24 protein-coding genes are annotated in these 25,984 nt (G+C 63.7%); 8 read left to right on the forward strand and 16 right to left on the reverse strand.

The features are described from left to right. Positions 1–28: 28 nt before the first annotated feature. Positions 29–1,651, reverse strand: coding sequence for a choice-of-anchor L domain-containing protein (locus tag BMX04_RS11080; RefSeq protein WP_074786450.1), 1,623 nt, complete (start codon positions 1,649–1,651; stop codon positions 29–31). 91 nt (positions 1,652–1,742) lie between these two features. Here BMX04_RS11080 and htpX point away from each other — a divergent pair, with 91 nt between their 5' ends. Beyond that, on the forward strand, positions 1,743–2,597 hold the full coding sequence (gene htpX, locus BMX04_RS11085) for a zinc metalloprotease HtpX (RefSeq protein WP_074786453.1): 855 nt from the start codon (positions 1,743–1,745) through the stop codon (positions 2,595–2,597). A 1-nt stretch (position 2,598) separates the two neighbouring features. On the opposite strand, the gene BMX04_RS11090 is transcribed toward htpX, so the two are convergent. Next, positions 2,599–3,096 (reverse strand): YHS domain-containing (seleno)protein, encoded by a 498-nt coding sequence (locus BMX04_RS11090; RefSeq protein WP_074786456.1) that lies wholly within the window; start codon positions 3,094–3,096, stop codon positions 2,599–2,601. A gap of 164 nt (positions 3,097–3,260) precedes the next feature. Here BMX04_RS11090 and BMX04_RS11095 point away from each other — a divergent pair, with 164 nt between their 5' ends. Beyond that, positions 3,261–3,743, forward strand: a complete 483-nt coding sequence (locus BMX04_RS11095) for a thioesterase family protein (RefSeq protein ID WP_074786459.1) — start codon at positions 3,261–3,263, stop codon at positions 3,741–3,743. Positions 3,744–3,749: 6 nt separating this feature from the next. On the opposite strand, the gene BMX04_RS11100 is transcribed toward BMX04_RS11095, so the two are convergent. After that, positions 3,750–4,490, reverse strand: a complete 741-nt coding sequence (locus BMX04_RS11100; RefSeq protein ID WP_074786462.1) for a methyltransferase domain-containing protein — start codon at positions 4,488–4,490, stop codon at positions 3,750–3,752. Between the two features lie 62 nt (positions 4,491–4,552). Between BMX04_RS11100 and gloB the strand changes: the two genes are divergently transcribed. The 3 genes from gloB (at position 4,553) to BMX04_RS11115 (ending at position 8,786) form a co-directional block, all read left to right on the forward strand. After that, positions 4,553–5,320: a hydroxyacylglutathione hydrolase gene (gene gloB / locus BMX04_RS11105; protein WP_074786465.1), complete on the forward strand. Its 768-nt coding sequence runs from the start codon at positions 4,553–4,555 to the stop codon at positions 5,318–5,320. A gap of 155 nt (positions 5,321–5,475) precedes the next feature. Then, entirely contained in the window at positions 5,476–7,812 is a 2,337-nt protein-coding gene (gene clpA / locus BMX04_RS11110) for an ATP-dependent Clp protease ATP-binding subunit ClpA (RefSeq protein ID WP_050661477.1), read from the forward strand. Next, positions 7,812–8,786 (forward strand): M23 family metallopeptidase, encoded by a 975-nt coding sequence (locus BMX04_RS11115; RefSeq protein ID WP_074786467.1) that lies wholly within the window; start codon positions 7,812–7,814, stop codon positions 8,784–8,786. Before clpA ends, BMX04_RS11115 begins: the two co-directional genes overlap by 1 nt. Before the next feature lie 6 nt (positions 8,787–8,792). Here BMX04_RS11115 and BMX04_RS11120 read toward each other — a convergent pair whose 3' ends face one another. The 3 genes from BMX04_RS11120 to BMX04_RS11130 form a co-directional block, all read right to left on the reverse strand. Then, the gene (locus BMX04_RS11120) at positions 8,793–10,751 is read right to left on the reverse strand and encodes a peptidoglycan -binding protein (RefSeq protein ID WP_074786469.1); all 1,959 of its coding nucleotides are present in this window, start codon (positions 10,749–10,751) and stop codon (positions 8,793–8,795) included. A gap of 2 nt (positions 10,752–10,753) precedes the next feature. After that, positions 10,754–11,983 carry a biopolymer transporter ExbB gene (locus tag BMX04_RS11125; RefSeq protein ID WP_074786472.1) on the reverse strand — a complete coding sequence of 410 codons (1,230 nt, stop codon included), beginning with the start codon at positions 11,981–11,983 and terminating at the stop codon, positions 10,754–10,756. Between the two features lie 67 nt (positions 11,984–12,050). Further along, the gene (locus BMX04_RS11130) at positions 12,051–12,575 is read right to left on the reverse strand and encodes a gamma-glutamylcyclotransferase (protein WP_074786475.1); all 525 of its coding nucleotides are present in this window, start codon (positions 12,573–12,575) and stop codon (positions 12,051–12,053) included. A 74-nt stretch (positions 12,576–12,649) separates the two neighbouring features. On the opposite strand from BMX04_RS11130, the gene BMX04_RS11135 reads away from it, so the two are divergent. Next, the gene (locus BMX04_RS11135; protein ID WP_244888528.1) at positions 12,650–13,654 is read left to right on the forward strand and encodes a DUF2125 domain-containing protein; all 1,005 of its coding nucleotides are present in this window, start codon (positions 12,650–12,652) and stop codon (positions 13,652–13,654) included. Between the two features lie 4 nt (positions 13,655–13,658). On the opposite strand, the gene nusB is transcribed toward BMX04_RS11135, so the two are convergent. The 4 genes from nusB to BMX04_RS11155 all read right to left on the reverse strand — a co-directional run bounded on the left by nusB (position 13,659) and on the right by BMX04_RS11155 (position 16,799). Continuing rightward, the gene (gene nusB / locus BMX04_RS11140) at positions 13,659–14,141 is read right to left on the reverse strand and encodes a transcription antitermination factor NusB (protein WP_074786481.1); all 483 of its coding nucleotides are present in this window, start codon (positions 14,139–14,141) and stop codon (positions 13,659–13,661) included. Next, a complete protein-coding gene (locus BMX04_RS11145; protein ID WP_074786484.1) occupies positions 14,138–14,683 on the reverse strand; it encodes a 6,7-dimethyl-8-ribityllumazine synthase in 546 nt (181 codons plus the stop codon). Before BMX04_RS11145 ends, nusB begins: the two co-directional genes overlap by 4 nt. 4 nt (positions 14,684–14,687) lie before the next feature. Further along, a complete protein-coding gene (ribB, locus tag BMX04_RS11150) occupies positions 14,688–15,839 on the reverse strand; it encodes a 3,4-dihydroxy-2-butanone-4-phosphate synthase (RefSeq protein ID WP_074786487.1) in 1,152 nt (383 codons plus the stop codon). A 69-nt stretch (positions 15,840–15,908) separates the two neighbouring features. After that, positions 15,909–16,799 carry a LysR family transcriptional regulator gene (locus BMX04_RS11155; protein ID WP_074786490.1) on the reverse strand — a complete coding sequence of 297 codons (891 nt, stop codon included), beginning with the start codon at positions 16,797–16,799 and terminating at the stop codon, positions 15,909–15,911. 101 nt (positions 16,800–16,900) lie between these two features. On the opposite strand from BMX04_RS11155, the gene BMX04_RS11160 reads away from it, so the two are divergent. After that, positions 16,901–18,217, forward strand: a complete 1,317-nt coding sequence (locus BMX04_RS11160; protein ID WP_074786493.1) for a serine hydroxymethyltransferase — start codon at positions 16,901–16,903, stop codon at positions 18,215–18,217. A 43-nt stretch (positions 18,218–18,260) separates the two neighbouring features. Here BMX04_RS11160 and BMX04_RS11165 read toward each other — a convergent pair whose 3' ends face one another. From BMX04_RS11165 to BMX04_RS11190, 6 genes are all read right to left on the reverse strand, one after another. After that, positions 18,261–19,541, reverse strand: coding sequence for a DUF3422 family protein (locus tag BMX04_RS11165; RefSeq protein WP_074786496.1), 1,281 nt, complete (start codon positions 19,539–19,541; stop codon positions 18,261–18,263). A gap of 567 nt (positions 19,542–20,108) precedes the next feature. Continuing rightward, on the reverse strand, positions 20,109–20,477 hold the full coding sequence (locus BMX04_RS11170; protein ID WP_074786499.1) for a hypothetical protein: 369 nt from the start codon (positions 20,475–20,477) through the stop codon (positions 20,109–20,111). Beyond that, positions 20,468–21,058, reverse strand: coding sequence for a hypothetical protein (locus BMX04_RS11175; protein WP_074786502.1), 591 nt, complete (start codon positions 21,056–21,058; stop codon positions 20,468–20,470). Before BMX04_RS11175 ends, BMX04_RS11170 begins: the two co-directional genes overlap by 10 nt. Positions 21,059–21,499: 441 nt before the next feature. Then, complete coding sequence (locus BMX04_RS11180; RefSeq protein ID WP_074786505.1) at positions 21,500–22,984, reverse strand: NAD(P)(+) transhydrogenase (Re/Si-specific) subunit beta; 1,485 nt, start codon at positions 22,982–22,984, stop codon at positions 21,500–21,502. Between the two features lie 12 nt (positions 22,985–22,996). After that, positions 22,997–24,571: a Re/Si-specific NAD(P)(+) transhydrogenase subunit alpha gene (locus BMX04_RS11185; protein WP_074786509.1), complete on the reverse strand. Its 1,575-nt coding sequence runs from the start codon at positions 24,569–24,571 to the stop codon at positions 22,997–22,999. 128 nt (positions 24,572–24,699) lie between these two features. Further along, a complete protein-coding gene (locus tag BMX04_RS11190) occupies positions 24,700–25,152 on the reverse strand; it encodes a methyltransferase family protein (protein WP_244888529.1) in 453 nt (150 codons plus the stop codon). 77 nt (positions 25,153–25,229) lie between these two features. On the opposite strand from BMX04_RS11190, the gene BMX04_RS11195 reads away from it, so the two are divergent. Then, a complete protein-coding gene (locus BMX04_RS11195; RefSeq protein WP_074786512.1) occupies positions 25,230–25,982 on the forward strand; it encodes an SDR family NAD(P)-dependent oxidoreductase in 753 nt (250 codons plus the stop codon). Positions 25,983–25,984: the final 2 nt, after the last annotated feature.

Consider the following 25,984-nt stretch of genomic DNA (forward strand, 5'->3'; position numbering starts at 1 on the left):
CCGGTCGCGCACTGGCGCACAGCCCCTTTCACGGATGCGCGGCGATGCTCTCCAAAGGGATTGCCCCCAGCAATGCCCGCGCCTCAAAACTGCGCAAGGTGTAGCGCGCGGTCTGGCCATAGGCCCCTGGGCCGGTCTCGAACAACTCGGGAAACAGGCGCTGCAACTCGGCCTCTGTCTCGGCGTCAAAGCTGCGGAGGGTCTGTTCACCGGGGTGATAGCTCTCGCTTGGCAAGCCGTTGCCATGAATGATCTCATGCCGGTCAAACAGCAGGTGAACGTAGTGCACCGGCGCCCCGTCGCACCGCCGCCGAATGGTGCGCCCATTGACCAGATCCTTGGCTTTGACCAGAACCTGATGGCTGGCGAAATATAGCTCTGCCAGCGGGGACGACACCAGCACACGGTGATTTGGCGACAACTCCAGCGCGTCATGCCTGCCACAGGCATTCCGATCAAAGACGACCGGCGCGTCGTCGCCCACCGCGCGGCGTTCCGTCTGCCCGATCCAGCGTACGCGCTGCGCGCCGTTGTCACAGGTCAGGACTTCGTCACCGGGCTTCAAGGCTTCAATCGCCACTTTCCCGTTAGGCGTGTCGATCAACGTCCCGGCGGTAAAACAGGGGGCAGTCGTGATCAGCGTGACAAAGGCAACGTCCGTATTTCCCGCCGCGTCCTGTACCGTATAGGACAAACTGTTGCTGCCGACGCTCTGTGTCGCGGTGGCCAAAATCATGCCTGTGTCGGTCAGAAGGATGCTCTCGCCCGTCGAAAGGTCGACAGTGTCACCGATTCCGACAGGTTGACCGTTGATCTCGACTATGGTGAGCGTGCCGCCGACGCTGCTGAAATCGTTGGCCAGAAGATCGGCGTTGATGGTGTCACCCGCCACACCCTCGACGGTGTCATCTCCTGCCACAAGGGCCGTCTGCACCGAATTGCCCGCGATCAGCAGATTGCTATCGAGCTTACCGTCACCGGCATCCGCGATCGCGATCTTTATGGTGTTGGTCTGATCGGGAATGACCGGTGCCTTTAGCGTCAGCGTGACGGTAAAGCCGTCCATCTCGGTATTATAGTCATTGGAGCCAACCGGGTTATCGATATAGAGGTTCTCGTTGATTGTGGTGTTGATGTTGTTGACCGTAATATCGCCGCTTCCGACCGTAAGTTCAGCCTGCACCCCGTTGACCCACACGCCGACCGCATCGTTGAACCCGGCGCCGACATAGTCGAGATATTCCTCGGACGAGAACACGACCTGCATGGTCAAAACGCTGCCTTCGGGCACGAACTCCGCCTCGAGTACGGCAGCATCGAAAGTGGTCTGCCCCGAAATCGCGTTAAGGTCTGCATCCCCCGCGCGATAGAAATTCGTCGATGTCTCGTGCGAGACGTTGGTCAGGCCCAAAAGATTGTCGAGACCGAAATCACTGGTCACGCTCGAGGCTCTGCCGGTGGACAGGATCACACCGCTATCAGAGGGCGTGAGCGTCGGCGCGATACTGTCCCCGTTGCTATAGACACCTGACGCGCTGTTCGCCCCAGTGTAGCTGGCACCGAGCACCGTGATCCCATTTCCGAACATCGCCTGCGCCATGTCCAGCGCTGTGGCGGATGTATTGATCGTCAATTCCGAAGCCGCGACCATGACCCGTTTCCTCTCGCTTGTGCCTAGGGCCGATCTCTTGCAAGGGGCGTGCCAAGTGCCATATTTGACGGACCGAAGAAGAGGGTGAGACATGGGATATCTGCGGACCGCCATACTGATGGCCGCTATGACCGCGCTGTTTCTGGGGATCGGCGCACTGTTGGGTGGCATGGGCGGCGCCCTGATCGCGCTCGTCATCGCCGTGGCGATGAACGCCTATACCTGGTGGAATTCCGACAGGATGGTCTTGAAAATGCACGGCGCGCACCTAGCCTCGGGGCAGGCAGGCAGCGCGCTGGAGCAGATGGTGCATGACATGGCGGATCGCGCCGGGATGCCGCGCCCCACTGTCTACATCATCGAGAACGCACAGCCCAATGCCTTCGCCACCGGGCGCAACCCCGAAAATGCTGCCGTCGCCGCCACCACCGGACTGTTGCAGAACCTCAGCCGCGAAGAAATCGCCGCGGTGATGGCGCATGAGTTGGCGCATATCCGCAATCACGACACCACGATCATGACCATCACCGCGACCTTTGCCGGTGCGATCTCCATGCTGGCGAATTTTGCGCTGTTCTTCGGCGGCAACCGCAACAACCCGCTCGGGCTCATTGGCACGCTGGCACTGATGATCCTGGCCCCGCTCGGCGCGGCGCTGGTGCAGATGGCGATCAGCCGGGGCCGCGAATACGAGGCCGATCGTGTGGGGGCCGAGATTTGCGGCAACCCGCTCTGGCTCGCCTCGGCGCTGGAAAAGATTTCCGGCCTCGCGTCACGCATCGACAATGAAAGCGCCGAGCGCAACCCGGCCACGGCGCACATGTTCATCATAAACCCGCTGCACGCCCATGCGCGGGACAAGCTCTTTTCTACCCACCCCGCCGCTGAAAACCGCATCCGCGCCCTGCGCGAGATGGCGGGCACGGGCAACGGGCCCTGGGGTTAGGTCACACGCCGTCCTGTAGAATCTTGGGCCAGCGTTCGTCACCCTGCGCGATAAAGCCGGGAATGTCGTCTTGCCAGCGGGCCTGAATGTCGTCGTTGTAGTTCAGGTAGAGCTTGCCATCGACGATCTTCCAGTTGTCGGGCTGGGTGGAATAGAGTTCACCCTTTTCCGCCACGGCCCAGGCACAAAAGCCGCCATATTGCGGCGCGTAGCGCGCGGGCTCCGCTGCAAAGGTATCTCGATTGTCGGCACTGGCGAAATGCCATGTCGCGCCATTCCAATCGAGGCTGTGCGCCTGAGTGCCCGGCACGGCGCGGCCTTCGGTGAAATAGGCCACCGGATCAGTGCCCCGGATCGCCACACCCTTCGGCGCATAGACCGGTGCCGTAGCCAGTTCCTCGAACCCGCCAAGAAACCGCTGAGACGCAAAGGCGGCAATCGCCACCACGCCCACGGCCCCCGCTGCAATGAAAAGGCTCCGTCGTGTCACGTTTGGCATGGTATCCTCCTGAGATGCGCCTCGCCTTGATTTAGGCACGCAACCCGCAAGTCCAAATCACGAAAACGCGGGGTGCATGTCATCCTTGCCACGCAACCATTGCCATCATGCCATGAAACCGCCTAGAACGCCCGCGATATTCCGGTCTTGAAAAGGTCTTTCCAATGTCCGACGCCGCGCCATTTCTCTCCAGCTACCACGCGGTCGAAGAGGGATGGATCGATTTCAACGGGCATATGAACATGGGCTATTACACCGTGCTCTTCGACCGCTGCGCCGATGAGGCCTTTGCCGAGATGGGGTTCGGCCCCGATTACGTCGCAACGCGCAACCTCACCACCTTCAGCGCCGAGTTTCACATCCGCTACCTGCGCGAGGTCAAGCTGGGCGACCGGGTGCGCAGCACGTTCTACCTTCTGGATCACGACGAGAAACGATTTCATTCGTTTCAGGAACTCTACCACGAGGATGGATGGCTGGCCGCCACCGGCGAAGGGCTGACATTGCACGTCGATCTCGGCGGCCCGCGCGTGACGCCCATGCCCGAGGATGTCCGCAGCCGGGTCGAGGCGATGGCACAGGCTCATGCGGCGCTTCCCCGTCCCGACGGCGTAGGACGCAAGATCGGCATCCGACGCAAAGGCTGAGCGGCGTCAGACCGGCTTGGCCTCGGGCTGCGGGGTCAACACACCAAGCGGTTTACGTACCTTGTCGCGCAATCCCGGCCCGCTCGGAGCCTGGACGCGCTTGGTCGCCTCGACCATCAGAACGCCGCCCGCCGCGACCATCGACAGCCGTATCCCCATCTTCTCCCACATCCCCGCAGTCTTGCGCCAGAAGGGCTTGTCCGAAGGTGGTTGATAGAGGGCAGTGGCATGCCGCTCGGGCAGGAAATTGTGCAGCTTCAACTGGTTTTCCAGCTGTGTCTGGCTGTAGGGCCGCCCGAAGCCGAATGGCGTGCGGTCTGATCGCGACCACAGCCCAGCCCGGTTAGGCACCACGAAAAGCGCTGATCCTCCCGGCCCCAGCACGCGCCAGCATTCCTCCAGCAATGCGCCGGGCTGTTCAGAAGTCTCCAATCCATGCACGACCAGCAATTTGTCGACATGGCCGGTTTCCAGCGGCCAAAGGGTCTCTTCGCACAGAACCGAGATATTGGGCATGCCCTGCGGCCAGCCGATCACCCCCTGCGGGCCGGGCATCAGGCCCACCACCCGCCGCGAATCGGCCAGATAAGGGCGAAGGAACGGGACCGCAAATCCGAACCCCGCGACTGTCTGGCCCTGCGCCTCGGGCCAGAATGAGGAAAGCTGCGCGCGCAACGTCTTCTGCACCGCGCGGCCCAAGGGGCTGCGGTAGTAGAAATTTCGCAAGTCCTGCACGTCCAGATGCATTGCAGAGCATCCCGTTATCGGTCACTCTGACCGTATCACCAACTGGCGACCGGGAAAATACCATGACTTTGCAAATCGTTACCATTCCCTGCCTGTCGGACAATTATGCCTATCTCGCTCATGACCCCGCAACAGGGGCAACGGCGGTGGTGGATGTACCCGAGGCGGCCCCCATTATCGCCGAGTTGAAGACACAGGGCTGGACGCTCTCGGACGTTCTGTTGACTCATCACCACGCGGATCACGTGCAGGGTCTGCCCGATCTTCTCGCGTTCGCACCCGCCCGCGTCGTCGGGGCTGCGGCAGACGCGCATCGCCTGCCACCGCTCGACATCGCGATAGCCGAAGGCGACACCGTGCGTATCGGTCAGGAAGACGGTCGCGCAATCGACGTCTCGGGGCATACTGTCGGCCATGTCGCATTTCACTTTCCACAGAGCGACGCGGTGTTTACAGCGGACAGCCTGATGGCCCTCGGCTGCGGCCGGGTATTCGAGGGAACCATGCCGCAAATGCACGAGAGCCTTGCAAAACTTGCCACACTACCGCCCGAAACTGTGGTATATTCCGGCCATGAATACACACTAAACAATGCAAAATTCGCCCTGACCGTTGATCCCGACAATCCAAGGCTTAAATCAAGGATCAAAGAGATCGATGCAAAGCGTGCAACCGGCAAACCCACCGTTCCCTCTACCCTCGCGGAGGAACTTGCCACCAACCCGTTCCTGCGTGCCTCTGATCCAGATATTCAGAGCCACCTCGGCATGACCGGAGCCGCGCCGGAGATGGTCTTTGCGGAAATCCGTGCAAGAAAGGATCGGTTCTGAGGCGGATGTGATCGAAATCGCGACCCGTATCACGAAAAGTGACCCGGTTTTACGAAAAAATCCTTGAAGCATGGCCGGTATCGACCAAACTTTAAGACTATGAGGCCAAGGTTTGTGGGCGTCCCGCCCCGGCCAAGATCAGAAGGAGCACGACCGTGCCTTCATTCTCGAACACACTCGAACAGGCAATCCACGCGGCGTTGGCTCTGGCCAATGCACGCAGGCACGAATTCGCGACATTGGAACATCTTCTGCTCGCCCTCGTGGACGAGCCTGACGCCGCCCGCGTGATGAAGGCGTGCAGCGTCGATACCGAGGAACTGCGCACCACTCTGGTGGAATATATCGACGACGACCTTGCCAATCTCGTGACCGATATCGACGGCTCCGAGGCGGTGCCGACCGCCGCGTTCCAGCGCGTGATCCAGCGTGCGGCGATCCATGTGCAATCTTCGGGCCGGACCGAGGTGACGGGGGCCAACGTGCTTGTTGCGATCTTTGCCGAGCGCGAATCGAACGCCGCCTATTTCCTGCAAGAACAGGACATGACCCGTTATGACGCGGTGAATTTCATCGCACATGGCGTGGCCAAGGATCCTGCCTACGGCGAATCCCGCCCGGTGTCCGGCGCGACCGACCTCGATGATGACGGCACCACGAAACAGGCCGAAAGCGACGCGGTCGAAGCCGGCGATTCGGCACTCGCGAAATACTGCGTCGATCTCAACGAAAAGGCGCGCACCGGCGATGTCGATCCGCTGATCGGCCGCGATTCGGAAGTGGAGCGTTGCATTCAGGTGCTGTGCCGTCGGCGCAAGAACAACCCGATCCTCGTGGGCGATCCCGGCGTCGGCAAAACCGCCATCGCCGAGGGCCTCGCACACAAGATCGTCATCGGCTCGACGCCCAAGGTCCTGTCGGGCACGACCATCTATTCGCTCGACATGGGCGCACTTCTCGCAGGCACCCGCTATCGTGGTGATTTCGAGGAGCGGCTCAAGGCTGTGGTCACAGAACTTGAAAAACATCCCGACGCGGTGCTCTTCATCGACGAGATTCACACGGTGATCGGTGCAGGAGCCACCTCGGGCGGGGCGATGGACGCCTCAAACCTGCTCAAACCCGCGCTGCAGGGCGGCAAGCTGCGCTGCATGGGATCGACCACCTACAAGGAATACCGTCAGCACTTCGAGAAGGACCGCGCGCTGTCGCGGCGGTTCCAGAAAATCGACGTGGCGGAGCCGACGGTCGAGGATGCGGTCAAAATCCTCAAGGGCCTCAAGCCCTATTTCGAAGATCACCACAGCGTCAAATACACCAATGACGCGATCCGCACCGCGGTCGATCTCTCGGCGCGCTACATCAACGACCGCAAGCTGCCCGACAAGGCCATCGACGTGATCGACGAGGCCGGTGCGGCGCAACATCTTGTGGCCGCCTCCAAGCGGCGCAAGTCGATCGGGGTCAAGGAGATCGAGGATGTCGTGGCCAAGATCGCCCGCATCCCGCCCAAGAACGTGTCCAAGAACGACGCCGAGGTGCTCAAGGATCTCGAAGGCGCACTCAAACGGACCGTGTTCGGTCAGGACGACGCCATCGTTGCACTCAGTTCCGCGATCAAGCTGGCGCGTGCTGGCCTGCGCGAGCCGGAAAAACCCATCGGCAACTATCTGTTCGCCGGTCCGACCGGTGTCGGCAAGACCGAGGTCGCCAAGCAATTGGCGGATTCCCTCGGCGTGGAACTGTTGCGGTTCGACATGTCGGAATACATGGAGAAACATGCGGTTTCGCGCCTGATCGGCGCGCCTCCGGGCTATGTCGGGTTCGATCAGGGCGGGCTTCTGACCGATGGGGTCGATCAGCACCCGCATTGCGTGCTGCTGCTCGACGAAATCGAAAAGGCGCATCCGGACGTGTTCAACATCCTCTTGCAGGTGATGGATCACGGCACGCTCACCGACCATAACGGGCGCAGCGTGGATTTCCGCAACGTCGTGCTGATCATGACCTCGAATGCCGGTGCAACCGAACTGGCGAAATCCGCCATCGGCTTTGGCCGCGACCGGCGCGAGGGCGAGGACACGGCGGCGATTGAGCGGACCTTCACACCGGAGTTCCGCAACCGTCTGGATGCCGTTATCTCCTTCGGCCCGCTGCCGAAATCGGTGATCCTCAAGGTGGTCGAAAAGTTCGTGCTGCAGCTTGAGGCGCAGCTTATGGATCGCGACGTGACCATCGAACTGACGGAACCGGCCGCTGAATGGCTTGCCGACAAGGGCTATGATGACAAGATGGGTGCGCGCCCCTTGGGTCGCGTCATTCAGGAGCACATCAAGAAGCCGCTGGCGGAAGAGCTGCTCTTCGGGCGGCTGTCGAAGGGTGGCGTCGTCAAGGTCAGCGTCAAGGATGGCAAGATCGATCTGGAGATCGAAGGCCCTGCCGCACGCCGTCTGACCGGCAAGAAGAAGCCGCCGTTACTCACGGCGGAATAATGCGGCGGGCTTATGCCCTCGCTTCGATACTGACACTGGCGGCGGCCCAAACGGCCGCCGCCGACGCATTTCGGCTCGCCCTGCCGCTCGACTGCACCCTTGGCCAGACCTGCTATATCGAGGATTACGTCGATACCGATCCCGGCCCCGGTCAGCGTGATTACATGTGTGGCCTCAACAGCCGTGACGACCATCGCGGCACCGATTTCATGCTCCCGTCTTTCGAGGCAATGCAGACCGGCGTTGATGTTCTGGCCGCCGCCCCCGGCACCGTCGCCGCCACCCGCGACGACATGGCCGATACCACCGTCACAGCCGCCACGCGCGAGGCGATCCGGGGCCGCGAATGCGGCAATGCAGTGCGCGTCGATCACGGCGACGGCTGGCAAACGCTCTATTGCCATCTCAAACTCGGGTCGATCCAAGTCCGCAAAGGCGAAGAGGTAATGACCGGCGATGTCTTGGGCGAGGTCGGATTGAGCGGACTGACCAACGCCCCGCATGTGCATCTCGGCGTGCTCAAGGATGGTGAGATCGTCGATCCCTTCCATCCCGACAACATCACGCAATGCGGCGAAGCAACAGATGGCGGCTTGTGGCAAACACCACTCGCGTACACCCGCGCGGGCCTCTTCACGGCCGGATTTTCCACCGCTGTCCCCAGCTTTGAAGCGGTGCAATCCGGCGCGGCACGCATGGGCGCGACGGCAGGAGATCAGCCGCTGGTGCTCTACGGTCATGTCTTCTACGCGCAACCGGGCGATCAACTGATCCTGACGGCCCACGGCCCCGAGGGCGAGGTTTTCCGCCACGAGATCACGCTCGACGCCCCCAAGGTGCAGCTTTTCCGCGCCTTCGGGCGCAAGGCCCCGGCTGCGGGCTGGCGCGCCGGGGCCTATCGCGGCTATGTGCGCCTCATCCGCGGCGATACGCTGATTGCCGCGCGTCACGCCGATATCACGGTGACGCCCTGACGCGCGCTACCGAGTGGTCAGCTTCAACTCGATGCGCCGGTTCTGGGCACGGGCCTCGGGCGTATCGGCGGGGTTGACCGGCTGATACTCACCATACCCGTTGGCCGAAAGGCGCTCTGGCGGAAAGCCGAGGAAATTCGTGAGATAGCGCACCACCGAGAGGGCCCGCGCCTGGCTCAGCGCCCAGTTGTCGGCAAAGCGCGCACCCTCGATGACCGGTACGTCGTCAGTGTGACCGTCCACCTGCAACACCCATTCGATGCCCTCTGGGATCTCGTCGATCACGCTGCGCAGAATGTTTGAAACCTTGGCAATCTCCAATTGCCCGGCGCGAGAAAGATCGGCCGCACCCGGAGCAAACAGGACTTCTGAGGAAAAGACGAACCGATCCCCCACGATCTGCACGCCCTCCTGATCGCCCAGCACGTCGCGCAGACGGCCAAAGAATTCCGAGCGGTACTTCTCCAAGTCCTCTTTCTCGGCCTCCAACCGCTCGCGTTCTGCCTCCAGCAGGCGCGCGCGTTCTTCTTCAGCCTGTCGGCGGCGGCGTTCCTCGGCGGCCACCCGGGCCAGCGCGGTATTGAGCTCATTGCCAAGCGACTGCAACTGTACCTCGGCTTCGGCCTCGCTTTCACGGGCCTCATCCAGCAACCCCTGCAACTGCGACAACTGATCGCGCAGGGCCGCGACCTGCTGATTGAGCAGCGCCTGCTGCCGTTGCGCGGCGCTTGCTGCTTGCTGCTCCTCAGCCAGCTGCTCGCGGGCCTGCGATAGCAACGCCGCGCGCTCCTCCGCGGCGCTCATCTGCTCTTGCGTCTCCGCCTCGGCGGCGCGCTGTGCCGCGAGTGCCTGCACCAACTGCGCCCGCACCTCTTCGGCATCTAGCGCCTCACCTTCCACGGCCTCTTTCTCGGCCAAGGCCTGCGCCAGTTGTTCCTCCAGCCTGCGCGCCCACTCCTGTGCCTCGGCAAGCGCCACACGGGTGTCCTCCAGCGTGCCGGTGGCCGTGGCCTCGCCACTCTGGGCGGCGTCGAGTGCGGCCTCCAAGCGCGCAATCTCGGCCTCGCGGGCCTCGGCCCCTTGCTCGGCCTGCAAGAGCGCCTGCGCCAATTGGCTATTCAGGTCCTCGCGCGCGGTCTCGGCAGCGGCCAGCAGGGTCAGCGTTTCCTCGGCCTGCTGGCGCTGTTCCTCCAATGCGAGCGTCATCGAGGTCAACTCTGCCTGCGATGCTTCCAGGCGCTTTCGCAGGGCCTCGGCGGCGGCGGCCTCGGCGAGGCGCGTCTGTTCTTCCTCGCTCAACTGCGCTTGCAGATCGTCAACCTCGGCGCTCAGGGCCGCCTGCGCCTCTCCGGCCTCGGCATTGCGCACGCGCAAATCCGCGACCAGCGCATCGAGCGCCTCGCGCCGGGCGGCGGCAAGCCGGGCGGCCTCGGCCTGGGCGTCCACCTCATCGCGCAGGCTGGCAAGGGCGAGGTTGAGTTGCTCGGCCTCACTCAGCAATGCGTCGCGACGGTCTTCCAGATCGGCAATGCGCCCCTGCGCCGTTTCCCGATCCGACAACAGGCCCGCCACCTGTTCCTCGAAACTTGCAATGCGGCCCTGCGCGGTCTGCAAGGCCTGCGCCTGCTCGGCACTCTGCGCGCGCAGGCTCTCGATCAGGGCGGCCTGCTGTTCCTGCCGCTCGCGCGCATCGCCCAAGGTCGTGGTGAGCGCGCCAACGCGCTCTTGCAGCGTGGCGTTGCGGTCCTGCTCCAGCCCGAGTGCAAGGGACAGGGCCGACACTTCGGCCGACAGCGCGTCAAGCTGCGTTTCCTGCCCGCTGATTTCCTCGCGCAGCACGAATTGCACCATCATGAAGATCGTCAGAACAAACATCAGGACCAGCAACAGCCCGGTCATCGCATCCACGAAACCCGGCCAGATCGCGCCTTGAAACCGGCTTCCTGTGCGCCGCGAGAGCGCCATGCTCAGCCCTCCCCGCCGCGATCCGTCTCAGGGCGAGACGCAGCGCGCACGCGGCGTGGGGCAGAGTCGCGCGCCTGTCCGAGCAACCGTGTCAGCGCCGCCAGATCGGAGCGCAACTCGGTCATGGTCTCCTGCCGTCCGGCACTGATTTCCTCGAGGATCCGCAGCATCTGAACGTCGATCGAGCGCAGGCGCATGCGGCTCTCGGCATCGAGCCCCTCGTTCGGGGCCACTTCGCGGTTCTCCAGCGTCTCGATCAGCCGCTCCTGCCCCTCGGCCATCCGCATCAGCGCCACCTGCACCGGATTCTGATCGCTCATCCGGTGGGTCAGGCGCTCGATGGAATCCGCCAGTACGCCCAGTTTCTGATCGACCATGGCGCGGCTCATGTCCGATTGGCTGAGCATGTTCTGCAGCGCGTCCATCTGCTCGGACATGTGGTCGAGTACATGCGCCACGGCGTCCTGTTCACCGCCGCCGTCGCCATCACTATCACCGCTAGCAAAGCCGACCCGCGTGATGGTCGACATCCACTCTTCCAGCTCGCGGTAAAACCGGTTCTGCCCGTGACTGGCAAAAAGCTCCAGCAGGCCCACCACCAGCGATCCGGCCAGACCCAGAAGCGACGAGGCAAAGGCCACGCCCATGCCGCCCAGTTGCGCCTCGAGCCCGGTCATCAGGCGGTTGAAGACGTCGACCCCCTCTTCACCCGCTTGCGGGGCGAGGCTTCGGATCGTGTCGACCACCGCCGGCACGGTCGTGGCCAGCCCGTAAAATGTGCCCAGAAGACCGAGGAAAATCAGCAGGCTGACGATATAGCGTGTGATCTCGCGCGCCTCGTCGATGCGCTGCGCAACCGAGTCTAGGATCGAGCGCGCCGAGGTCGAGGCGATCTGCATCCGCTTTCCGCGCGAGCGCAGCATCGTGGCCAGCGGGGCCAGCATCGAGGGCGCGCGCGTCATTTCGTGGCCCGGCACCTGCGCGGCGAAGCCTTCGATCCAGCGGGCCGAGCCGATCAGTTGAAAGACCTGCCAGAAGGTCGCGATCACGCCGATCACGAAGACGAGGAAGATGAAGCCGTTGAGCCAAGGGTTGGCCTCGAACACCGGCAGCACGCGCGGCAGCGCCACGAAGGAGCCGAGCCCGGTCAGCACCAGAACGATCACCATCAGCACGATCTGGCGATAGGGGTATGAGAATTGCGGCTCGACCTCGCGGTCCGGCTGGTCCATCTGGACGCTCCCGACACGTTGATTTATGCGCCCAACCCTACGCGTCTTGGCCCGTCAAGCCAAGGACTTATCCACACAGATGCCGGACCCGGCGCACCAGCCAATCCAGTTCCTTGTCATGGATACCAAGCTGTTTGAGATGTGCGGTAGTGTTGAAGAGGTACTCGGTATTCGGCCCCCGCCCGCCGACCGCGCGTGCGATGATCTGCGCCTGCTCTTCAAGGTCGAGCCCGCCACAATATTGCACATGTTCGGCGTCGACCACATAAGTCAGCGCCTCGACATGCCGACCATCGTCAAGCGCAATCTCCAGACGCTTTTCCAGATAGGCGGAAGACACCAATTCCCGCTCGCGCAAGTAGGCGAGCACGCACTCGGCCTCCTCCGGCTTGGCCCGCAATGCGACCCCGTGGCACAGAGCGCCGGGGGCGGCATCAAGCGCCAGAACGAGGCCGGGATTGTCATCCGTTCCACGGTGATGGACAGAGCGCATGCAAAAACTGCGGTGGAATTCGGGCAGCCGCGCAATCACGCGTTCCGTGACATCAAAGCCCGGGTTCCAAACCAGCGATCCATAGCCGAAGACCCACATATTGATTATCCCTGTTCCTCGCGTACTGGCCCCTATAAACACGTTTCCGAACAGGCATGAAAGGGGCGCGCCTCATGAGAGTTCTGCTGGCTGTCATCGTGATCGCGGCACTTGGCTGGTCGGGCTACTGGTACATTGGACAGCGCGGGCTGCAGACCGCGTTCTCCAGCTGGTTCGAGGCCCGCCGGTCCGAAGGCTGGGTCGCCGAAACCTCGGACCTGAGCGTGCGGGGCTTTCCCAACCGCTTCGACACCGGATTTGCCGACCTGATCCTCGCGGACCCGGCCACCGGCCTCGCGTGGGAGGCCCCGTATTTCCAGCTGAGCGCGCTCAGCTATCAGCCCAATCACGTGATCGCAGTCTGGCCCGAGACGCAGCTCATCGCCACCCCGCAAGAGAAATTCCGCGTGGAGGCACGCGACATGCGGGCCAGCCTGCGCATCGCCCCCGACACGCGGCTCGCCCCGCGCAACGTCACCCTCACCGCCGAGTTCCTGCAGATCACACCCGAGGACCGGCCCGAGGAAATCAGCACACTGACCTCTCTGACTCTGGCCGCCGAACAGCAGGAAACCGACCGCGACTACCGCCTCGGTCTGGCCGCCGAAGGTCTGACATTGGCACCGCCCTGGCGCGACCTGCTTGACCCGGATGGCAGCCTGCCCGCGCAGATCTCGAACCTCACCGCTGATCTGACGGTCACGTTCGACAAGGTCTGGGACCGCACCGCGATCGAGGTCGCGCGCCCGCAGCCCACCCGTATCAAGGTTGCGCTGGTCGATGGAAAATGGGGACAGTTGCACCTGCAGGCGGCGGGCGAGGTGGACGTGACACCGGACGGGATGCCCGAAGGCGAGATCACCCTCAAGGCGCGGAACTGGCGCGACATGATCGCGCTCGCGCAGGCCTCGGGCGCATTGCGCGAAGGGATGGCGCAGACGGTTGAGAATGGTCTGGACCTTCTGGCCCGGATGAATGGCAATCGCGAGACGCTGGATATCCCGCTGACATTCAGGGGTGGCCGCATCCTCCTCGGCCCGATCCCGATTGGCCCGGCCCCGGTGCTGCGGCTGCGCTGAGACCTCAGAACGCTTCGGGCTTGGCCTCGTGCGCCATGTGGTCGAGCACGGCATTGACGAATTTTGATTCCTTGCCCTCGGGATAGAACGCCTTGGCCACGTCCACGAATTCCATGATCACCACGCGGGGCGGCGTGTCGGACTGGATCATCTCGGCCCCTGCCGCGCGAAATAGCGCGCGCAGCGTGGGATCAATCCGGGCAATCGGCCACTTGGCGACCAGCGCGCGATCGGTCATCTGGTCGATCTTCGCCTGCCAGTTCACCGCGTCGTCAATCAGCTTGCAAAACAGATCGACATCGCCCTCGGCCATGTCGACACCGTCGTCGAACTCGGCCCCGAACCGGTGGTAGAGAAACTCCTGCCGCACGGCGGTCGAACTTTGCTGCGAATGCTCCATCTGAAACAGCGCTTGCACGGCATACATGCGCGCGGCGGATTTCATCTGACGCCGGCGGTTGCCGGAAAGGGCGGGGTCGGTGCTCATGCCTTGGGGTCGTCCTTCACATCGCCCGCGAGGCGGATTTCCTCGGTCGCGGGCTTGAACCCCACGCCTTTGCGTGGGCCGCCCCATTTACGGGCCAATGCCACCAGATGCAAGGCCGCAGCCGCAGCCCCCGCGCCCTTGTTCATGGCCTCGGGATCGGCGCGCACCTCGGCCTGTGCGCGGTTTTCGACCGTCAGGATGCCGTTGCCGATGCACAGCCCCTGCAGGCCCAACAACGTCAGCCCGCGCGAGCTGTCATTGCAGACCGTCTCGTAATGCGTCGTCTCGCCCCGGATCACGCAGCCAAGCGCCACGTAGCCGTCAAAGTTGGACATCCGCTCGGCGATGCCGATGGCGGTGGGGAGTTCCAGCGCCCCGGGCACCTCGGCGATCTCGTAGGTGCCGCCCGCGGCCTCGATCTCGGCCACCGCTCCTTTGATCAGGTTATCGGCGATGTCGCGATAAAACGGGGCCACCACGATCAACACTTTCACAGGCTTGTCGAACTCGGCGCGCGGCAGGGTGTATTCGTGCTCGGCCATGCTCTCACTCCTCGGTCAGGGGTTGGGTGCCGGTGATCGAAATCCCGTAGGCATCAAGGCCCAGATAGCGCGTGTTCGGGCTGTCGGTCAAAAGGATCAACTCGTGAATGCCCATGGTCGCCATGATCTGCGCGCCAAGCCCGGTCTGCTTGACGGTGCGCGGCGTGTCGTCGTCCTCCATCTCGCCCGCCAGCTTGGGGCGCGGCTGACGGAACAGGAACACCGCACCGCGCCCCTCGCGCGCGATGATCTCCATCGCGCGGGGCAGTTTACCAGTCGGCGCACCCTCACGCGCCGCAAGGCCGATGCCCAACACATCCTCCAGCGCGTTGAGCGCATGCGCGCGCGCCAGAACGGGGCGGCCGTCCGACACGTCGCCCTTGGTCAGCACCACATGCTCGGTCCCGGTGATCTGGTCGGCGAAAATGCGCATCTGCCATTCGCCGCCATGGCTCGAGGTGACGGTCTCGCGCCCGGTCTCGGTGATCAGGTTGTCATGCTTGTGGCGATAAGCGATCAGGTCGGAAATCGTGCCGATCTTGAGGTCATGCGCCTTGGCGAACTCGATGAGATCGGGCAGCCGCGCCATGCTGCCATCCTCTTTCATGATCTCGCAAATCACGCCCGAGGGGTTCAGCCCCGCCAGCCGCGCAATATCGACAGCCGCCTCGGTATGCCCCGCGCGCACCAGCACCCCGCCGCGCCGCGCGCGCAGGGGAAAGACATGGCCGGGCGTAGCAATCGCTGCCATGGTGTTCTGCTCGTTGATCGCGGTGGCGATGGTCAGCGCGCGGTCACCGGCGGAGATGCCGGTGCTCACGCCCTCGCGCGCCTCGATCGACACGGTGAAGGCTGTCTCGTGGCGCGAGGAATTGTTCACCGCCATCATCGGCAGGCCAAGCCGGTCGATCCGCTCGGCGGTCATCGGCAGGCAAATCAGGCCACGCCCGTGCAGCGCCATGAAATTCACCGCCTCCGGCGTCGCGAATTCGGCGGCGATCACCAGATCGCCCTCGTTCTCGCGATCCTCATGATCGACGAGGATGAACATCCGGCCCTTGCGCGCCTCCGCGATGATCTCTTCGGTGGGCGCGATGGCATGGCTCAGATCGGCCTCGACGGGGCCGGGTTTCTCGAACGGAACGGTATCGGACATAGGCGTGTCCTCCGGGGGTGTTGCAACCCGGCCCGGATATCGCAGGCGCGCGGCAATGGCCAGAGGGGATCAGCCCGTGACTTGCCCGGCAAGCAGCTTCAACACCTGCGCCAGATCGGCGCGGGGCGGATCAAAGGCAGGATGTTCCAGCACCAGCGCCTTGCCCGTTGGCACAGGCGCAGCAAACGGCGCAATCAGGCTGCCATCCTCCAACGCGCTCTGCACAAGGCTCTGATGCCCCATCAGCACCCCGGCCCCGTGCCGCGCCTCTTCCAATGCAATGGCATAGAGCGAATAGCGCGGCCCATTGGTGGGCAGCCGGGTGCCCGGCAGAACCGACCGCGCCCAAAGCGCCCAATCCTCGGGCCAGAGCGCATCATGCAACAGGGTCTCCCCCGCCAGATCGGCGGGGCTGCACAGCCGCGTGGCAACCTCGGGGGCACAGACCGGCAGGATCATATCCTGCGCCAGCACCCGCTCGCCCCGCGCCCCGGTCGGAGGACGCACAAAGAGACTGAGATCAAAGAGATCACGCGCCAGGTTGGGCGGGGTCTCGATGGCCGAGACAGACACACGCAGATCAGGCAGCGCCGCGCGCACCGCCGGCAATCGGGGCGAGAGCCAGAGTTGCGCCACGCTGGGCAGCGCCGCGATATGCAGGGTGCCATGCCGCGCGGCGTTTCGCAGACCATGCACCGCCGCTCCCATCGCATCGAAAGCCGTGGCAAAACCCGGCAGTGCCTCTGCCCCCAACGCGGTCAATCGCACCCCCTGCGAACGACGCTCGAAGAGATCGGCGCCGATCCAGTCCTCAAGCGCGCGGATATGTTGCGAAACCGCTCCGGGGGTCACGCAAAGCTCTTCGGCGGCATTGGCAAAACCACCCAACCGCGCAGCAGCCTCGAAAGCGCGGAGCGCATTGAGCGGTGGCCCTTTCGGGCGGGGCGGAGATACCGACATTTTCTAGCCTTAGTTTTTCTACGCTCATTTTTACATAATCTGATTTGCGCCGTCCATCGTGCCGCGCCATCCTGCCGGAAACGGATCTTCAGGAGATCATCATGACACTTTCCCACCGCGATTGGGTGCCCAGCCTTTGCGAAGACCTGATCCAGACACTTGCCACCCGCACCGCGAGCGAGGATGCGAGCGCGATCGCCGCCCGCATCGAGGCGCTGGCCGAGAACAACCGCCGCATCCACGAGGCCGAGTGCTTCAACCTCAACCCGGCAACCAATGTGATGAATCCGCGGGCCGAGGCGCTCTTGGCCTCGGGCATCGGCTCGCGCCCCTCGCTGGGTTACCCGGGTGACAAGTACGAAATGGGGCTCGAGGCCATCGAGGAGATCGAGGTGATCGCGGCGGAACTGGCTGCCGAGATCTTTGGCGCGCACTATGCCGAGATCCGCGTGCCTTCGGGCGCGATTGCCAATCTCTACGCCTTCATGGCCACCTGCCGACCCGGCGACACGATCATCGCGCCGCCTGCGTCCATTGGTGGCCATGTCACCCACCACGCGCCGGGCTGCGCCGGGCTCTACGGCTTGCGCATCCTCGAGGCCCCGGTGAACCGTGATGGCTATACCGTTAATCTTGAAGGATTGCGCGCCATGGCGCAGGCGGAAAGGCCCCGTCTGATCACGCTCGGTGCCAGTCTCAATCTCTTCGAGCACCCAGTGCGTGAGGTGCGCGCGATTGCCGATGCGATAGGGGCCAAACTGCTCTTCGACGCCGCGCATCAATGCGGCATCATCGCGGGCGGGACATGGAAGAACCCACTCACAGAGGGTGCGCACCTGATGACGATGAGCACCTACAAGAGCCTTGGCGGCCCAGCAGGTGGCCTTATCGTCACCAATGAGGCCGATCTCGCCGAACGGCTCGACGCCATCGCCTTCCCGGGCATGACGGCCAATTTCGATGCCGCCAAATCGGCGGCGCTCGCCGTCACGCTGCTGGACTGGCGTGTGTACGGACGCGCCTATGCAAGCCAGATGGTGGCCGTCGCGCAGGCGCTCTCGACCGCGCTCGAGGCCGAAGGGCTGCCGGTCTTCAAGGCCCGAGACACGGCCACGCAATCGCATCAGTTTGCGCTCGAGGCAGCGGCGTTCGGCGGCGGGCAGGCCGCCTCGAAACGCTTGCGTCTCGCAGGCTTTCTCGCCTGTGGCATCGGGCTGCCCATCGACCCGGTTGCAGGCGACATGAACGGATTGCGTATCGGCACACCGGAACTCGTCCGGTGGGGCGTGACGCCCGAAGACACGCCGCGCATGGCCGCGCTCATCGCGCGCGCTCTCCGCGGGAACGATCCCGGCGCGCTCCTGCCGGAGGTGTCACAATGGCGGCAGAGCTTTGACCGGCTCCATTACGTGATCTGACGCCAAGCGTCCCCCGACGCGCGGGCCCGCCGCGCAAAACCGCTCAGTGGATCTTGTTGCGGATGCGCTGCACCATCCACCAGACCAGGCCCACCACAGGCAGGGTCACCGCAGCCGTGACCATGCCCTTGCTCACGTCCAGCATGTCGGTCAGCGGATAAAGCAGGTAGCCCGCCAAGGACACGGCATAATAGCTGATCGCCACCACCGACAGCCCCTCGACCGTGCGTTGCAGGCGCAATTGCAGATCGGCGCGCTTGTCCATGCTCTCCAGCAGCGCCTGATTCTGCGCGCTGCGCTCCACATCGACGCGGGTCTGCAACAGCTCGCCCGCGCGCATCGCCCGGTCCGCCATCGCCGAGAGCCGGTCCTTGGTGGCGCGCACCGTGCGCATCGCGGGCTCGTAGCGCCGCATCATGAACTCGGCAAAGGTCTGGCGACCCTCGAACCGCTCTTCGCGCAGGACCGCGATACGCTGATTGACGATCTGCTCATAGGCCGCCGTCGCACCAAAGCGGAACGAGGATTGCGCGACCAGCGATTCCAGCTCTGCCGAGACCCGCAAGAGGCTCTGCAAGGTCTCCTCAGCGGGCTGCGTGCCACCGGTCATGTCGTCGATCAGGCGGCTCAACTGGCTGTCGGTCTCGCCCATCTGGCGGCCCATCTCGCGCACCCGCGCAAAGCCCAGCATCGACATCGCCTTATAGGTCTCGATCTCGCAGATCCGCTGCACCACCCGCCCGATCCGCCGCTCCCCGGTAGAGGGCGCGACATGCAGGGAAAACCGCAGATGCCCCGCCGGGTCGACCCGGAAATCCCCCGCCATCACGGCGGCATCATCAAGTACGCGCGCCATAGCGACGCTTTCATCCACGTACCAGTTGTCGATATCGGCGCGCGTCGCATCGCGGCTGGCCCACGGCACCACCCGGATCATCGCCGAGGTGATGCGCACCCCCGGTGCCTTGGCGAGCCATTCCTCCGGGAAGACCTCGAAATCCACCGGATCGAAGGGGCGCGAACTGACGCCTTCGGTAAAGACCGTGTAGGTCACCATCTCGGTATGGCTTTCCCATTTCAGGCTGTGCCGTCCGATCTCTCCGAAATAATGCGTCGCACCGGGCTGCGGGTGCTTGGCCCCGTAGCGATCCAGCAACGCTGTCAGATGCGCAAGATCCGCTGCGCGGTCGCGCTTGGCGGCGTCACTCGGCTGCTTGATCGCTAGGAAAACGGCCGTGCAGGGCGCCTTGAGCGACGGAAAGGGGCGGGCGTGCAGCTCATTCGCCAAGTCATAGCGCAGCGGGTGATCTTCGATTGGGGGCATGCGCCGGTCTCCTGATCCTTGCCGCTGCTTATCGCGCCCGGAGTGCGCGTGAAAGCGTTTTTTCCTTCACCCCCAATGATTTAGCGGGACACAACCGTATACTGCACATCGCTTGGGCGTCTTCTTGGTCAAACTACTGCAAATCCCACCTGCTGCCAAAGGCGAATGCGTGTGCAATGCGCACGCCCAATACGCGAGAAACGGGTCGTCGGTTGCGCCCCGTTCCCGGCATATCAGGCACCATGAGCACCGCAGACGCATCCCCACCGACCGAACGACAGGCACAGCGCCCGATGAACCCGCTCATCCTGCTGGCGGTGTTGCGCCTGCCCGGAGAGCGCCTACCCCGGGGCGGCCGCATCTGGATCGCCTTCGCTTACAGGCGGCTGATGAAAAGCGCCGTGCCGCTTGCGCCGCCGCCTCGACCATCTGCCCCCGGTGCGGGCATGGTAGACGATCACAATTCGCGCCATGGCGCGAAGGTAATCGGCCCGGGCGCGTGTTGGAAAGGCAATCTGCGCTCGAGTGTTCCGCCAGAACCTGAAGCTCAGCTTCCGGCATGACGCGTCAGCCGAGCTGCGAGCGGCTCTTGCGCAGCGCGCGGAGATCCTGCGGCGCCATGTGGGAGGCGGGCGACACTTCGGGCCGCACAGCGCGTGGCGCGGCGTCCGTCCCATCGCCGCAGCGCAGGAAAAACAGCACCGCCCCCGCGCATTGCAGGCAGAAGATCCAGATCCAGCAGGTCCACACCCCTGCCAGGATCAGCCCCTCGCGCCAGCCGATCGCCGACCAGCCACCCTCCTCCAGCCTGCGCAGGGCGGCCATGGACTCCTGCAGGGCATCGCCCATGCCAAGAAAGGACAGCAGCGCGAAAAACCCCATGATCAGAAGCGGAAACAGCACGTAAGAGGCGCAGACAAGCAGCGTCAGTGGCACGAAGCCGGTGCCGAATCCCGCCAGTGGGGTATGCGGGCTGCCATTGGCATCGCGCCCCGACGCCGCCCCGGCCAGCGGCCCAAAATCGCCGCCCGCAGCGCCGAGACCGCCAGAAAGCTGATGACGGCCAGAATGCCCGCGGGCAAAGTGCCGGTCTGCAGGACGTCTTCGATGGCCTCGACACCGCCCGCGCGCAGCAGGGCCAGAAGCTCGGCCGGCGGCACCGTCGATGAGATCAGTACCAGGATCACGGTGGCCGACAGCGTAACGACAAGATAGCCGATCGCCTCGACAGCGCCATAAATCGCCCCCGGCAGGACAAGGCCCCCATAAGTCCCCGTCACATCGTGACCCCGCGCGGTGAACCCGAGCCTGATCCCGATAATGATCGGGATCATGGCCAGCGACAGCCCGAGAATGACGGCGACGATGACCGCGATGAAGGGGGAGATCACCGCCAGCCCGAGAGTGATCAGAACCAGCGCCAGCATCGCAAGGCCAAGCAGGATCACGAAGACCGGAATCAACAGGATCCTCGGCAGGAGGATCGCGAAAGACAGCGCGACGATACTTTTCAACATAGGACTACATCACCGTGCCTGAACAGCGGCCACCTTTTCCATTGCATTGGCTCCAGCGGTAAGCGCAGTTTCTGGCCAGAGCATGGCACGGGGGTGACCATTGTCAGAAAATGACGGCGCGCCGTCGCAACAGCGGCGGGGCCGGATGCCTTGATCCAAGGGGCCGCCGCGCCAGACAGCACCGATGCTCTAGCTCGTGAAGGCCGGAACTGGTCGTCAAGCGGCCCGATCCGCGTGGAAGTGAAAGGTTTTTATCGCACGCAAAGGCCCATTCTGGCCATGCCGACACGATCCGCGCCTGTTCCGCGCCGCATACGCCCCCATGCGTGCGGCTATCCCGCCCGTCTGCGAACCTTGGCGAGCGCCTTACAGTCTCGACCGCCCATATGAAAAGGGGCGTCCCGCAGGACGCCCCGTCTCGGTCGCGTATCAACGCGGGCGTCACTCCACCTTGCTCAGCAGGCTCGAAATGCTGTCCTTGGCGTCGCCGTAGAACATGCGGGTGTTCTCCTTGAAGAAGAGCGGGTTCTCGATGCCCGAATAGCCGGTGCCCTGACCACGCTTGGAGACGAACACCTGCTTGGCCTTCCACACTTCCAGAACCGGCATCCCGGCAATGGGAGAGTTGGGGTCGTCCTGCGCCGCCGGGTTGACGATATCGTTGGAGCCGATGACGATCACCACATCCGTATCCGGGAAATCGTCGTTGATCTCGTCCATCTCCATGACGATGTCGTAAGGCACCTTGGCCTCGGCCAAGAGCACGTTCATATGCCCCGGCAGACGGCCGGCAACCGGGTGGATGGCAAAGCGGACGTTCTTGCCACGGGCGCGCAGCTTGTTGGTCAACTCGCTCACCGCGCCCTGCGCCTGCGCCACCGCCATGCCGTAGCCCGGCACGATGATGACTGAATCCGACTCGTTGAGCGCGTTGGCCACGCCGTCGGCGTCGATGGCGACCTGCTCGCCCTCGATCTCCGCCGCCGGACCCGACGCGCCGCCAAAGCCACCGAGGATGACGCTGACGAATTGCCGATTCATCGCCTTGCACATGATGTAGCTCAGGATCGCACCCGAGGAGCCCACAAGCGCGCCGACCACGATCAGAAGGTCATTGCCGAGGCTGAAGCCGATCGCCGCCGCCGCCCAGCCCGAGTAGCTGTTGAGCATCGAGACCACCACGGGCATGTCCGCGCCGCCGATCCCCATGATCAGGTGATAGCCGATAAAGAGCGCCAGAAGCGTCAGCGCCACCAGCGTCCAGATGCCAGCCCCGCCCAGATACATCGCGGCAAAGAGCAGCGACAAGCCCGCCGCCGTGGCATTGAGCATATGCCCGCCCGGCAGCTTCTTGGCGGCCGAGTCGACCTTGCCCGCCAGCTTGCCATAGGCGATCACCGAGCCGGTGAAGGTCACCGCGCCGATCCACACGCCAAGCACCAGCTCGACCCGCAGGATGCTGACCTCCACCGCCGTCTTCTTGGCCACGATGGCGGCAAAGCCGGAGAAGGTCTTGGCAAAGGCCGTGGCCTCGGCCACTGCTGTCTCGGGGCGCGGGAAGGCAAAGCCTTCATCGGCAAAGGCCGCCGCGACGCGGGTCAGCTCGATATCGGCATTGAAGCCCACGAAGACCGCCGCAAGGCCGACCAACGAGTGCATGATCGCCACCAGTTCGGGCATCTGCGTCATCTGCACCCGCGTGGCCAGTTGATAGCCAATCAGGCCGCCGCCCGCGATCAGGATCAGCGACAAGAGCCACAGCCCCTGCCCCGGCCCGATCAGCGTGGCGATGACCGCGATGGCCATGCCGGTGATGCCGTACCAGACGGCACGCTTGGCGCTTTCCTGCCCGCTCAGACCACCGAGGCTGAGGATGAAGAGAATCGCCGCGACCACGTAGGCCGCAATGGTAAATCCGTAATCCATTGTCGCCTCCGATCAGGATTTCTGGAACATGGCGAGCATGCGCCGTGTCACGAGGAAGCCGCCGATGATGTTGATCGAGGCCATGAACACCGCCGCAGCGGCGAGGATGGTAATCAGGATCGAGCTTGATCCGATCTGCATCAGCGCACCGAGGATGATGATCGACGAGATCGCATTGGTGACCGCCATCAGCGGCGTGTGCAGGCTGTGGCTGACGCCCCAGATCACCTGGAAGCCGACAAAGACCGACAGCACGAAGACGATGAAATGCTGCATGAAGCTGGCAGGGGCCACCAGACCCACGGCCAGCAGCAGCACCGCCCCGACCGTGAGCAGCATGACCTGGTTCTTGGTCTGCGCCTTGAAGGTCGCAACTTCCTGTGCGCGGCGCTCTTCCGGCGTCAGCTCCTTGGCCTTTTCCTTGGGTTTTTGCGCGGCGATGGCCGCAACCTTGGGCGGTGGTGGCGGGAAGGTCACCTCGCCCGCATGGGTCACCGTCGCGCCCCGGATCACGTCATCCTCCATGTTGTGATTGACCTGACCGTCCTTTTCGGGCGTGAGGTCTGTCATCATGTGGCGGATGTTGGTGGCGTAAAGCGTCGAGGATTGCGTCGCCATCCGGCTGGGAAAGTCGGTATATCCGATGATCGTCACGCCATTGTCGGTGACGATCTTGTCGTCCATCACCGTCATCTTGCAATTGCCGCCTTTTTCCGCCGCCAGATCGACGATCACCGAGCCGCGCTTCATCGCCTTGACCATATCCTCGGTCCAAAGCTCGGGCGCCTCGCGATTGGGGATGAGGGCGGTGGTGATGACGATATCGACCTCGGGGGCCAGTTCACGGAACTTCGCCAGCTGCGCCTCGCGGAATTCGGGGCTGGAGACCGACGCATAGCCACCCGAAGCCGAGCCGTCCTGCTGCTCTTCCTCGAAATCGAGATAGACAAACTCGGCGCCCATCGATTCGACCTGTTCGGCCACTTCGGGGCGCACGTCGAACGCGTAGGTGATCGCACCGAGGCTCGTGGAGGTGCCGATGGCGGCCAGACCAGCCACACCCGCGCCGACGATAAGTACCTTCGCGGGGGGTACCTTGCCAGCTGCGGTGATCTGCCCGGTGAAAAACCGGCCAAAGTTGTTGCCCGCTTCGATCACGGCGCGATAGCCCGCAATATTGGCCATGGAGCTGAGCGCGTCCATCTTCTGCGCGCGGCTGATACGCGGCACCATGTCCATCGCGATGACAGACGTGCCCTTGTCGGCGATCGTCTTCATCTGCTCTTCATTCTGAGCAGGCCAGAAGAAGGAGATCAACAATTGCCCCTCGCGCAGGCGCTTGGCCTCGGTCTCGGTGGGCGGGCGCACCTTGGCCACCACATCGGCGGCCTTGTAGAGCTGTGCCGCACTCTTGATCACCTCGACACCGGCCTCCTTGTAGGCGGCGTCCGAGAAGCCTGCGGCACCCCCTGCCCCCGCCTCTATGGCGCAGTCATATCCGAGTTTTTGCAATTGCAGGGCCGAGTCGGGCGTCATCGCCACCCGGTTCTCACCGTCGAGCACTTCCTTTGGCGTTCCGATCTTCAAATCTGTGTCCCCCCTTGGCAGATCACGTGTTCTTGTGGCTCCGCTATCGCGGTATGCCGGTTTCCTTATCCCGAAGGTCGTTATTTCACACTATTTCACGAGTGGCGATATCAAGATTGTCGCGGTTTCTACACCCAGCGTCTGGTTTTTTCGCAATATCGGGCGAAATCCATGCGGAATGTGCGGCGCATCTGGTCCTCTTCGGGAATGACAAAGCGTTTTTCGATTACCCAGACGAAGACGGGAATCAGCGGCAGCGACAAAACCGCGTCCCATCTCAGGATCAACCCGGCGAGGATCAGCGCGTCCCCGAGATAGATCGGATTGCGCGAGCGTTTGAAAATACCGGACTGAATCAGGCGCTCGGGCGTCTCATGCGGCACGATGGTGGTCTTGTAGCGCCGGAATTCCATCGCCGCCATCACGATCAGCAGCAGACCACCCCCGACCATAAGCCCGCCCAGCAGATCCGCCCATGTCTCACCAAAGCCAAACCCCATGGGGTAATGCGTGGCCTGCGCCCACGCGACGACAAGAAACGCCAAAAGCCAGACCGGCGGCATGTCGATCCATTTGAGCATTCGCACGGCATCCTTTTCTCTGCGGTTGTCACCCTCGGGCGCGTTGCTACAGTAGCGCCTGATATTAGGGAGGCAATATGGCACTTGGTGGTAAACACGCGCTGATCACCGGCGGTGGCAGCGGCATCGGTCTGGCGATTGCCCGCGCGCTCGCGGCAGAGGGGGCAGAGGTCACGATCACCGGGCGACGCGCCGGGATTCTTGAAGAGGTGGCGGGCGGCGGCCTGCACCCGCTCACGATGGACGTGACCGACGAGCGCCAGGTGGTAGAGGGTGTCGCCGCCGCGGTCGCCGCGCGCGGCCCGGTGCAAATCTGCATTCCGAACGCGGGCATCGCCGAGGGTCGCGCCCTGCACAAGACCGACGCGGCGTTCTGGCGGCATATGATGGCGACCAATCTCGACGGGGCCTTCTATACCGTGCGCGAATGCCTGACCGGCATGCGCAAGACCGATTGGGGCCGGGTCATCGCGATCTCCTCGATTGCCGGGCTCAAGGGGCTGAAAGGTGCCTCGGCCTATAGTGCCAGCAAGCACGGCATGATCGGTCTGATCCGAGCCCTGAGCGAGGATTATCTCGGCACGCCGCTGACCTTCAACGCGATCTGCCCAGGCTATGTCGATACCGAAATCGTCAGCCGCAACGTCACCGCGATCTCCGAACGCGCGGGCGTCTCGACCGATGAGGCCCGCGCCATGATGATCAGCGCAAACCGCCACAACCGCCTGATCGCCCCCGACGAGGTGGCCCAAGCGGTGCTCTGGCTTTGCGGGCCGGGATCAGGCAGCGTCAACGGTCAGGCCATCGAGATCGCGGGCGGGCAGTTCTGAGA

It is taken from the genome of Roseovarius tolerans (assembly GCF_900109855.1).
In the GTDB taxonomy this organism is placed as follows: domain Bacteria; phylum Pseudomonadota; class Alphaproteobacteria; order Rhodobacterales; family Rhodobacteraceae; genus Roseovarius; species Roseovarius tolerans.